The sequence below is a fragment of the Mesorhizobium sp. M0808 genome, from assembly GCF_040320025.1.
Classification (GTDB): Bacteria; Pseudomonadota; Alphaproteobacteria; order Rhizobiales; family Rhizobiaceae; genus Mesorhizobium.
In genome coordinates, this window is record NZ_JAMYOX010000003.1 from 315,989 (window position 1) to 326,901 (window position 10,913).

The window sequence follows — 10,913 nt, forward strand, 5'->3', positions numbered from 1 at the left end:
TGCCCGGAAGGCTGAGAAACTAGTCTTGAAACGGATCGGTCACAAGTATCGTGTCGTCCCGTTCAGGGCTGGTGGAAAGGAGTGCGACCGGCGCGCCGATCAGCTCTTCGATGTAGCGGACGTACTTCACTGCCTGGGCCGGCAGGTCGTTCCAGCTGCGCGCGCCGGCAGTGGTGCCTTTCCACCCCTCCAGCGTCTCGTAGACCGGTTCGACGCGGGCCTGCGCACCCTGGCTGGCCGGCAGGTAATCGATCGCCTCGCCGTCGAGTCGGTAGCCGGTACAGACCTTGATCTCGTCCAGCCCATCGAGCACATCGAGCTTGGTCAGCGCAATGCCCTTGATGCCGTTGACGGCGACGGCCTGGCGGACCAGCACGGCATCGAACCAGCCGCAGCGCCGCTTGCGGCCGGTGACGACGCCGAATTCATGGCCGCGCGTGCCCAGGAACTCGCCGATCTCGTTCTTCTGTTCGGTTGGAAACGGGCCTTCGCCGACGCGCGTCGTATAGGCCTTGGTGATGCCGAGCACATAGCCGATGGCGCCCGGCCCAACACCCGACCCGGCGGCGGCCTGACCGGCAACCGTATTGGACGAGGTGACGAACGGATAGGTGCCGTGGTCGATGTCGAGCAACGTGCCTTGCGCGCCCTCGAACAGGATGCGCTCGCCGGCGCGGCGCTTGTCGTCGAGGATTTTCCAGACGCGGTCCATATAGGGCAGGATCTCGTCGGCCACCGAGATCAGCTCGCTCATGATCGCCTCATGCGTGACCTCGGCATGGCCGAGCCCGCGCCGCAGCGCATTGTGGTGCGTCAGCAGCCTGTCGACCTTCAAGGGCAGCGTTTCCAAATCCGCCAAATCCATCACCCTGACCGCGCGCCGGCCCACCTTGTCTTCATAGGCGGGACCGATGCCGCGACGGGTCGTGCCGATCTTCGTTCCGGAATTGGAAGCGGCGTCCTCGCGAAATCCGTCCAGTTCCCGGTGCAAGGACAGGATAAGCGCGGTGTTTTCGGCTATTTTCAGGCGGTCTGGCGTCACCTCGACGCCCTGCGCCTTCAATTTCGCAACCTCCGCGACGAAAGCGTGCGGATCGAAGACGACGCCGTTGCCGATGATGGAAAGCTTGCCTTGCCGCACCACGCCGGACGGCAGCAGCGACAGCTTGTAGACCTTGCCGTCGACGACCAGCGTGTGGCCGGCATTGTGGCCGCCCTGGAAGCGCACGACAACATCGGCGCGCTCCGACAGCCAGTCTACGATCTTGCCTTTGCCCTCATCGCCCCATTGCGAGCCGACGACCACCACATTGGCCATATTTCTTTTCCCTTGAGACGCCGCACGAGCAGCTTGAAACAATTCGAAACGATAGGCCTCTATCGCATCGGCCCCCAAAATCGGAATCGATTTTCGGAAAAGCACGACGCGAGATTAAAGCCTTCCGACGCGTACTTTGTAGCGTCCAATTGCACGCACGTCGCTCTATAGCGTCAAGACCCGGCGAGCGCGACCACTCTTTGCCGCCCAAAACGCTCCGAGGCACAACAATTTTCCCCTTTGACATCATTTACTTGGGCTGGCGGTCGCAATAGGCCCACACCGACCGTCAATTTCCCTCTGCCTGGCCGGGAGTTCACGATGCATCGAGCCGCCTATCTGTTCCTGCTGTTCACCACCTTGCTGTGGGGCGGCAATTCCGTGGCGGGAAAGCTGGCGGTCGGTCATATCTCGCCGATGACGCTGGTCTTCCTACGTTGGCTGCTGGCGGTTCTGATCCTGCTGCCGATCGGCTGGGGAACGCTACGCCAAGACTGGCCGGTGGTGCGCAGGCACTGGTTGCTGCTTGGCGGGCTCGGCGCTTGCGGCTTCGCCTTTTTCAATGCGATCTTCTACACGGCGCTCAACTACACGACGGCGATCAACGTCTCGATCGAGCAGGCGGCGATACCGATCGTGATCATCATCGCCAATTTCGTGCTGTTTCGCCTGCGGGTGAACCGGGTGCAGATAGCTGGCGTCGTGCTGACCATCATTGGCGTCGCGGTGACGGCGAGCCATGGCGACCTGCGCCAGCTTCTCAAGCTGGATCTCAACTTTGGCGACGCGATCATGCTGGTCGCCGTGCTTTGCTACTCCTTCTATTCGGTGGGGTTGCGGCTGAAGCCGGTCATCCGCTGGCAGAGCCTGATGCTGGCGCTGTCGGTTGCCGCACTCGTCACATCGCTGCCTTTCTTCCTGTGGGAGATTGCCGCCGGCAAGGTCATCGTCCCCGATGCCCGCGGCTGGGCGGTCGCGTTCTATACCGCCATCGGTGCTTCGGTCATCTCGCAGATCTTCTATATCAGGGGCAACGAGCTGATCGGCGCCAACCGGGCCGGCCTGTTCATCAATCTGGTGCCGATCTTCGGTACGCTGCTATCGGTGCTGATTGTCGGTGAGACATTCCAGCTCTATCAGGCGCTGGCTCTCGCGCTGGTGCTCGGTGGCATCAGCCTCGCCGAATACAGCGGACGGAAGATGGCGGCATCCGCTGCTGAATGAAGTCGCTTGCCGCGACGTTCCACCGCCCCGCGTGCTGCTGCACACGGGGCGATCGAATTTCAGGCTATCCCCACATCGAAATGCAGCCGCTTGGCGGAGTCGATCGACTTGTGCGAGCGCACCTGCGCCAACACGTTTTCCGGGAACGGCGCATCGAGATAGAGCAATGCGATGGCATCGCCGCCCGGCCGGTTGCGGCCGAGCTGGAAGTTGGCGATGTTGACGCCGTTCTCGCCGCACACCGTGCCGAGCAGACCGATGATGCCGGGCGCGTCGGCATTGGTCGTGTAGAGCATGTGCTGGCCGACCTCTGCGTCGAGATTGATGCCCTTGATCTGGATGAAGCGCGGCTTGCCGTCCGAGAAACAGGTGCCGGCGATCGAGCGCGTCCTGTGCTCGGTCTTGACCGTCAGCTTGATATAGCCGTCGAACACGCCCGACTTGTCACGCTTGACCTCGGCGACGATGATGCCGCGCTCCTTCACCATGATCGGCGCCGACACCATGTTGACGTCGGAGACCTGCGGCCGGATCAACCCGGCAAGGGTGGCACTGATCAGCGCGCGCGTGTTCATCGTCGCGGTCGAGCCGTCGAACAGTATCTCGACCTCCTTGATCGGATCCTCGGTGACCTGTCCGACAAAGGCGCCGAGCACTTCGGCAAGCTTGACGAAAGGTTTCAGCCGCGGCGCCTCTTCGGCGGTGATCGACGGCATGTTGATGGCGTTGGAAACGGCGCCCTTGATCAAATAGTCGGACATCTGCTCGGCGACATGCAGGGCGACATTCTCCTGCGCTTCGGTGGTCGACGCGCCGAGATGCGGCGTCGCCACGACATTCTCCATGCCGAACAGTGCGTTGTTGTCCGCCGGTTCGACCTCGAACACGTCGATGCCGGCGCCGGCCACCTTGCCGCTCTTCAGCGCCGCGATCAGGTCGGCCTCGACGATCAGCCCGCCACGGGCGCAGTTGATGATACGCACGCCGGTCTTCATCTTGGCGATCGCCGCGGCGTCGATGATGTTGCGCGTCTTGTCGGTAAGCGGCGTGTGCAGCGTGATGAAGTCGGCGCGGGCGAACAGCTCGTCGAGCTCGACCTTTTCGACGCCGAGCTCCTCGGCGCGGCTGTCCGACAGGAATGGATCGAAGGCGATGACATGCATCTTCAGGCCGACGCCGCGCGCAGCGACGATCGAACCGATATTGCCGCAGCCGATGATGCCCAGTGTCTTGCCGGTGATCTCGACACCCATGAAGCGGTTCTTTTCCCATTTGCCGGCGTGGGTCGAGGCGTTGGCCTCCGGTATCTGGCGGGCCAGCGCGAAGATCATGGCGACGGCATGCTCGGCGGTGGTGATCGAATTGCCGAAGGGCGTGTTCATCACGATGATGCCCTTGCGGCTCGCCGCCGGGATGTCGACATTGTCGACGCCGATGCCGGCGCGGCCCACGACCTTCAGCCTGGTCGCGGCATTGATCAGCTTCTCCGTGACCTTTGTCGCCGAGCGGATGGCCAGCCCATCATACTGGCCGATCACTTCGAGCAGTTTTTCCTTGTCCTTGCCGAGATCCGGCAAATAGTCGACCTCGATGCCGCGATCCCTGAAGATCTGCACGGCGGTGGTGGAAAGTTTGTCTGAGACGAGAACGCGGGGCATTGGCTTGGTCCTTTGCGATTGGCGTCCCTCCCCCTTGAGGGGAGGGTCGGCGCGAAGCGCCGGGGTGGGGTCGTTGCGGCCGGGCGCGGCCGAAAATCTTTTTCTTTCTGGATGGCGGATCGTTGAGCGGGTGGAGGCGACCCCACCCGGCCCTTCGGGCCACCCTCCCCTCGAAGGGGGAGGGATCAGGCCGCCGCTTTGAGCGACGCCTTTTGCGCGGAAAAGGCCCAGTCGAGCCAGGGCAGCAGCGCTTCGAGATCGGAGGTCTCGACTGTCGCCCCGCACCAGATGCGCAGGCCGGGCGGTGCATCGCGGTAGGCGCCGATGTCGTAGGCGACGCCTTCCTTGTCGAGCACCGAGACAATTGCCTTGGCGAATGCAGCCTGTCCGTCGGCGTCGAGTGCAGCGACATCCGGATCGGTGAAGGAAAGGCAGACCGACGTGTTCGAACGCGTCGCCGGGTCTACGGCAAGATGGCCGAGCCAGGAAGATTTTCCGACAAAGCGATCGAGAACAGCGGCATTGGCATCCGCTCTGGTGACCAGCGCGTCGAGGCCGCCGATCGACTTCGCCCAACGCAGCGCGTCGAGATAGTCCTCGACGCACAGCATCGACGGCGTGTTGATCGTCTCGCCCTTGAAGATGCCTTCGATCAGCTTGCCCCCCGAGGTGAGACGGAAGATCTTCGGCAGCGGCCAGGCCGGTTTGTAGCTTTCCAGGCGTTCCACGGCGCGCGGGCTGAGGATCAGCATTCCGTGCGCGCCCTCACCGCCCAAGACCTTCTGCCAGGAGAAGGTGACGACGTCGAGTTTCTGAAAATCGAGCTTTTGCGCAAAGGCCGCCGAAGTGGCGTCGCAGATGGTCAGGCCCTTGCGTGTGGCCGGGATGAAGTCGCCGTTCGGCACGCGCACGCCCGACGTCGTGCCGTTCCAGGTGAAGACCACGTCGCGGTCGAAGTCGATTTTGGTCAGGTCGGGCAGTGCGCCGTAGTCAGCCTCTAACCTGCGCACATCGGCGAGCCTCAGCTGCTTGACCACATCGGTGACCCAGCCGGAGCCGAAGCTCTCCCAGGCCACCATGTCGACGCCGCGCTCGCCGAGCAGCGACCACAGCGCCATTTCGACCGCGCCGGTATCCGAGGCCGGCACGATGCCGATGCGGTAATCCGCCGGAACCTGGAGGATTTCCCGCGTCAGCTCGATCGCTTGTTCGAGCTTGGTCTTGCCGATCTTGGCACGGTGCGAGCGCCCGAGCGCGGCATTTTTGAGCGCCTCGACCGACCAGCCGGGGCGTTTTGCACAGGGACCTGAGGAAAAATTGGGATTTGCCGGACGGAATCCGGGCTTCGTATGCGTCGTCATCGTGGTCTATCCTTCCAGATAGTGGCCCCTCGTTGGGGAGGGGTGGCCCACGGACGGCGATATGCGTTCAGGCTTTCGGCGTCAAGGGGAAAGTTTTTGTCGCTGCCGGGATATTGCCGGCGACGAAACGTAAACGGCGGGCCTACGACCCGCCATTGTCAACGCCTCGGCTTCGATCGAGCCTACCAGAGATCGTAGCGTAGTCCGACTTTGACTTGATGATTGTTGATTCCTTTGCGGATCGGAAAGGAAGTCAGGCTCTCGGCAGTCACATATTCGGCGTCTGGCGCGGAAAAATACTGATAGCCCAGATCGACTGAGACGTTCTTGGACACTTGGTAGGCAAGGCCGGCATTCAGCGTGTAGGCGAAGGAGTATTGGGTCTTGTTGTCACGCAGGACGAAATCGTCGGTGGGGTCGGCGTTGTCGGTGAAGTAGCTCGCCGACAGGCGACGCTTGCTCTGCAGGATACCGACACCAGCGCCGAGATAAGGTGTGATTCCGACATAGGTCCCAAGATCGACATAGCCATTGAGTATGCCTGAGAAGGCATAGTTCTTCAGGGTCGCCGATGCCACGGTCGTTCCGTCGTTATAGCCGACGTCGATCTTGTTGCCGGGAAGATAGCCCACATTGAGATCGGCGCGCAGATAGTCGTTGAAATGGTAGCCGAAGCCGATGCTGGCGAAGATGGGATCTTCCTTTTCGTCGAAGCTCGCGGGTGTAAAGGCGAAATGCTCATCCTTGAAGCTCTTCTGCACCAGATAGGAGACATCGCCACGCAGATACCATCCCGAGCCAACCTCGACCGGTACATAGTCGGGCGCCTGGTCGACATAGACCGGCGGTTCGTAATCGGCGCCAAGCGCCGGCGTCAGCGGCACCAGGACGACTGCTGCAAGCGCCAGTGCTACAGGCGATTTGAATGTCATGGTCCTCGGCTCCCGAACTTGGCGCATTCGCGATCGCGCGCCGTTTCAGACAGCATTGTTAACCATAGTGGTTAAGTGCGGGTTAAGGATAACAAGGCGTTAGCAATTGATTTGATCCGCCTTCGCTCCTCGAGCCGGACGGTGTTACAGAGCGCCGCAGCATGTTTAGGCAGCCAAACGAAACCGCCCGGCATCAGCCGGGCGGTCAACGAATTCCTCGATTTCGAAGCGACTACTTGGTGTAGACGGGCTCGGGTTCCGGAACATAAGGTTCCGGTTCAACGCAGTCCGATCTGCCGAACTGGTAGCGCAGGCCGCCGCGCACCTCATGAACATTGATGCCATTGTCATAGCCGGGGCCGACGCCGCTGCCGAAGTCGAACATCTTCCCACCGTTTATATGGCTGTAGCGGTAGCCGACGTCGAGTTTGACGCGATCGGTCAAACAGTAGGATGCGCCAACCATGGCAGCATAGGCAAAACGCCAGCCCTTGCCGCCGCGGTGGAAGAATTCACCGTCTTCATCGCTGTTGTGGAGTGTATCCCACTTAACCCAGGCGCCGCCGATGCCGGCGCCGACATAGGGCGTGATACCGTGCCATGTGCCGATATCGACATAGGCGTTGGCGAGCAGCAGCAGCGCGGTATAGGACGAGGTGTCGACCGAAGTACAAGGATCTCCATCAAGGCAGATGCCGCTGGTCGAGCCGCGGAAGGTGGATTTGCTCATCCAGTCCGCGGTCAAGTCGGTGCGGAAGTGCCGGTCGATTTGATAGCCAACGCCGGCACCGGCCGAGAAAGCACTCTTCAGCTTGCCGCTGTCAAAAGTGCCGGTTCCGGGAGGCGGTCCGTAGGTGATATAGTCGGCGCCGCGAAACTTCGACCAGTGATAGTCGATGTCGCCACGGATATACCAGCCGCCAAAGTCGGCTGGCTGCTCGTAGGCGATCGGTGGCGGCGCCTCCTCGACGACGGGCGGCTCGACGAAATCGGCGGCGAATGCCGGCCCGGCGCCGGCAAACACCGCGGCCAGGAGAGCCATTCTTGCTGTGTTGAACATGCTTATCACCCCTGAGAAACCCTCGAACGGCGAACGCGCCCGAAATGTGATTGACCTCAGTTGTGGATAATGAATCGGAAAGGTTAAAAGGCGTTTAACCGTATTGATTAACCACGAATCTCTAAAAGTCGAGCAATCTGGCGGCCGTTGCTGCAGGCGGAGCTGGCCGCGACCCAATAAAAAGCCCGCCGGCAAGGCGGGCTTTTGACCCATGTTGGAGGGAGATCAGGCGGCGCTGCGCGTTTCCGAAATGACCTCGACGATGTCGTTGACCACGGACTCGACAAGCTGCGGGTCGTCGCCCTCCGCCATGACGCGGATGAGCGGCTCCGTGCCGGATGGCCGGATGACCAGGCGCCCGGCCTTGCCGAGGCGATTGCGCGCATCTTCGATCGCCGCCTTGACCGGCGCCTCCTCCAGCGGCTTGCCGCCGGAAATATGCACATTCTTCAAAAGCTGCGGCACCGGCTCGAATTTCTTCGACAGTTCGCTGACCGGCCGGTTATGCCGCTTGATGCAGGCGAGCACCTGGAGCGCCGAGACGAGCCCGTCGCCGGTAGTCGAGAAATCGGACAGCACGATGTGGCCCGACTGTTCGCCGCCGACATTGAGCCCATGGGCACGCATGTGCTCGACGACATAGCGGTCACCGACCTTGGTGCGATGCAACTGCAGGTTCATGTCGCCGAGGAAGCGTTCGAGGCCGAGATTGGACATCACCGTCGAGACGACGCCGCCGCCGGCCAGCCGTCCGCTCTGGTGCCAGGACTCGGCGATCAGTGCCATGATCTGGTCGCCATCGACGATCGCGCCGTTTTCATCGACGATGACGACGCGGTCGGCATCGCCGTCGAGCGCAATGCCGATATCGGCGCGCACCTCGTGCACCTTCTTTTGCAGGCCGGCCGGATGAGTCGAGCCGCATTCCTTGTTGATGTTGAAGCCGTTGGGCTCGACATTGATGGCAACGACCTCGGCGCCGAGTTCCCACAGCGCGTCGGGCGCCACCTTGTAGGCGGCGCCATTGGCGCAATCGACGACGATGCGCAGGCCCGACAGCGACATCGAGCGCGGCAGCGTGCGCTTGGCGAATTCGATATAGCGGTCATGCACGCCGTCGACGCGTTTGGCGCGGCCGAGCCCATCGGAATCGGCGAGCGCCAGTTCGATATCCTTGTCGAGCATCCCCTCGATACGCTCCTCGATCTCATCGGACAGCTTATAGCCATCGGGGCCGAACAGCTTGATGCCGTTGTCGTAATAGGGGTTGTGCGAGGCAGAGATCATCACGCCGATATCGGCGCGCAGCGAGCGCACCAGCATGGCAACAGCCGGCGTCGGAATCGGGCCGAGCAGGAAGACATCCATGCCGGCGGCGCACAGGCCGGATACCATCGCGTTCTCGATCATGTAGCCGGAAAGCCTGGTATCCTTGCCGAGCACGACGCGGTGGCGGTGGCTGCCGCGCTGGAAGGAGAGGCCGGCGGCCATGCCGACCCGCATGGCGACCTCCGCCGTCATTGGAAACTTGTTGGCGCGCCCACGAATGCCGTCCGTACCGAAATAATGTCCTGCCATGTTCGCCAGCTTCCCGATGGTTCTTTCCGAGCATCTCATGCCATAAAATGGCCCAAGCCCCGTCATCACATTGTATGATTATGGACGACCAATCCTTAGAAAATTATTGTTTTGTGTGTTTTGCGTCACGCTAGTGTGTTGATTTTCAAGTTCCGAGCCCTTGTTGCGGCAGCAGCATCAGAAACGTCAACTCAAACCTCATCTGTATCCTTTGGTCTGTGGCAGTGTGGCCTTGAACCCGAATCCGCATCGTGCTGCTCCAGACAGCGGTAGGCTCAGGTCCGCCGCACGCGCCGATTTGACTGGCTGTCATGCGACGCAGTGTCCTCGCTGGGAACCAGCCATATGCGCGCTCTCCGTGCAATGCACCCGGACGAACTTGGCCGGGAGACAGTCCCGGCAACGAATTCATCACCTTAAAGAAAAGAATGCACTTCTAAATTTGTCTCTACGCTACTTAGCATCTGGCGCAACCAGCCGTTGAGCGCTATTGCTGCACTGGGACATATCATGAACCGCCGTAGGGAGAACAAGCATGCTCATCCACCGACTTGCCACTTTGACGGGTCTTGCCGTCGCGACCTTATTCCTGGCGGCGCCTGCCAATGCGCTGACCATGGCCGAGTGCAGCACCAAGTATAACGCGGCCAAGGATGCGGGAACGCTTGGCGGGCAGAACTGGAACCAGTTCCGCAAGGCCCAATGCGGCACCGACGCCACCGCTGCTACGAACGATCCCGCCCCAGCCAAAGCCACGGCCAAGGCCGCCGACACGACCAAGGCAGCCGCCGCCGACGATACGGCGCCGGGCCTGACGGCGAAGGAGTGCAGCACCAAATACCAGGCCGCCAAGGCTGCCGGCACGCTCAACGGCATGAAGTGGAACGATTTCCGCAAGACCCAGTGCGCCGCCGGCGCGACGGCAGCCGCACAACCCGCCGCCACGACCAAAGCAGCGGCGGCCAGCAGCGATGACGCGGCGCCTGGGCTGACGGCCAAGGAATGCAGCACCAAATACCAGGCCGCCAAGGCTGCCGGCACGCTCAACGGCATGAAATGGAACGACTTCCGCAAGAGTGAATGCGCCGCCGGCGCAACTGCAGCCGCACAACCCGCCGCGGCACCTGCCAAGGCGACGACAGCCGCCGCGACCGATACCGGCAAAGGCCTCAGCATGGCGGATTGCAGCGCCAAATATCAGGCTGCCAAGGCCGGCAACACGCTGAATGGCATGAAGTGGAACGACTTCCGCAAGAGCCAATGCGGCGCCGGCGCAGCCGACGACGACACCCTGCCGGCTCCCGATGCCAAGTACACCGGCGATCCGCAACCGCCGACCATCACCGCCCCCCAGGGCGTGAAATTCCCGACTGCGATCTCCAAGAAGTATGCAACCGAGACCCCGGCCAAGGGCCGCATGCACACCTGCCTCGACCTCTACTACGCCAACAAGGACGCCAACACGCTGGGCGGCCTCAGGTGGATCCAGAAAGGCGGCGGCTTCTACAGCCTCTGCAACGCCAAGCTGAAGAGCTGACCGGCGCCACCATCCGACGACATGAGCCCGCGAGCCGCAAGGTTCGCGGGCTTTTTTGTTGCATGCTGCCGCGCGTTCAGAAGAGGCGGCATCCGCGCGCAGTTGGCCGCCGCTCTAGACTAGCAATCTCCCCCTCGTGCGGCTAGGGCATATACACATCTCGCAGAGCCCATCCATCGGCACAGGCACGGAAGTAGGCCAGGCCGTTGTAGAAGGTGATTGGTCCCGGTGGTCTGGAGGAAGCA

General features: G+C 61.9%; 8 protein-coding genes. 2 read left to right on the forward strand and 6 right to left on the reverse strand.

Features of this window, described 5'->3' with window-relative positions; genetic code table 11:
• Positions 1–19: 19 nt before the first annotated feature.
• Positions 20–1,318, reverse strand: coding sequence for an adenylosuccinate synthase (locus NKI25_RS07310; protein WP_023680654.1), 1,299 nt, complete (start codon positions 1,316–1,318; stop codon positions 20–22).
• Between the two features lie 321 nt (positions 1,319–1,639).
• Here NKI25_RS07310 and NKI25_RS07315 point away from each other — a divergent pair, with 321 nt between their 5' ends.
• A complete protein-coding gene (locus NKI25_RS07315; RefSeq protein WP_352454884.1) occupies positions 1,640–2,542 on the forward strand; it encodes a DMT family transporter in 903 nt (300 codons plus the stop codon).
• Positions 2,543–2,601: 59 nt separating this feature from the next.
• On the opposite strand, the gene serA is transcribed toward NKI25_RS07315, so the two are convergent.
• From serA to glmM, 5 genes are all read right to left on the reverse strand, one after another.
• On the reverse strand, positions 2,602–4,200 hold the full coding sequence (serA, locus tag NKI25_RS07320; protein ID WP_352569603.1) for a phosphoglycerate dehydrogenase: 1,599 nt from the start codon (positions 4,198–4,200) through the stop codon (positions 2,602–2,604).
• Between the two features lie 185 nt (positions 4,201–4,385).
• Positions 4,386–5,561, reverse strand: a complete 1,176-nt coding sequence (locus NKI25_RS07325; RefSeq protein ID WP_352998294.1) for a phosphoserine transaminase — start codon at positions 5,559–5,561, stop codon at positions 4,386–4,388.
• 182 nt (positions 5,562–5,743) lie between these two features.
• Positions 5,744–6,493: an outer membrane protein gene (locus tag NKI25_RS07330; RefSeq protein WP_352450819.1), complete on the reverse strand. Its 750-nt coding sequence runs from the start codon at positions 6,491–6,493 to the stop codon at positions 5,744–5,746.
• Between the two features lie 232 nt (positions 6,494–6,725).
• A complete protein-coding gene (locus tag NKI25_RS07335; protein WP_352589941.1) occupies positions 6,726–7,553 on the reverse strand; it encodes an outer membrane protein in 828 nt (275 codons plus the stop codon).
• Positions 7,554–7,778: 225 nt separating this feature from the next.
• Entirely contained in the window at positions 7,779–9,131 is a 1,353-nt protein-coding gene (glmM, locus tag NKI25_RS07340) for a phosphoglucosamine mutase (RefSeq protein WP_031213285.1), read from the reverse strand.
• An 874-nt stretch (positions 9,132–10,005) separates the two neighbouring features.
• On the opposite strand from glmM, the gene NKI25_RS07345 reads away from it, so the two are divergent.
• Positions 10,006–10,668 (forward strand): hypothetical protein, encoded by a 663-nt coding sequence (locus NKI25_RS07345; protein ID WP_352621115.1) that lies wholly within the window; start codon positions 10,006–10,008, stop codon positions 10,666–10,668.
• The last annotated feature ends 245 nt before the right edge of the window (positions 10,669–10,913 follow it).

Coding starts and splice junctions, on each gene's coding strand:
- NKI25_RS07345 (WP_352621115.1), top strand. CDS start 10,006: ATGAAGTGGAACGATTTCCGCAAGACCCAGTGCGCCGCCGGCGCGACG.
- NKI25_RS07315 (WP_352454884.1), top strand. CDS start 1,640: ATGCATCGAGCCGCCTATCTGTTCCTGCTGTTCACCACCTTGCTGTGG.
- NKI25_RS07335 (WP_352589941.1), bottom strand. CDS start 7,553: ATGTTCAACACAGCAAGAATGGCTCTCCTGGCCGCGGTGTTTGCCGGC.
- serA (WP_352569603.1), bottom strand. CDS start 4,200: ATGCCCCGCGTTCTCGTCTCAGACAAACTTTCCACCACCGCCGTGCAG.
- glmM (WP_031213285.1), bottom strand. CDS start 9,131: ATGGCAGGACATTATTTCGGTACGGACGGCATTCGTGGGCGCGCCAAC.
- NKI25_RS07325 (WP_352998294.1), bottom strand. CDS start 5,561: ATGACGACGCATACGAAGCCCGGATTCCGTCCGGCAAATCCCAATTTT.
- NKI25_RS07330 (WP_352450819.1), bottom strand. CDS start 6,493: ATGACATTCAAATCGCCTGTAGCACTGGCGCTTGCAGCAGTCGTCCTG.
- NKI25_RS07310 (WP_023680654.1), bottom strand. CDS start 1,318: ATGGCCAATGTGGTGGTCGTCGGCTCGCAATGGGGCGATGAGGGCAAA.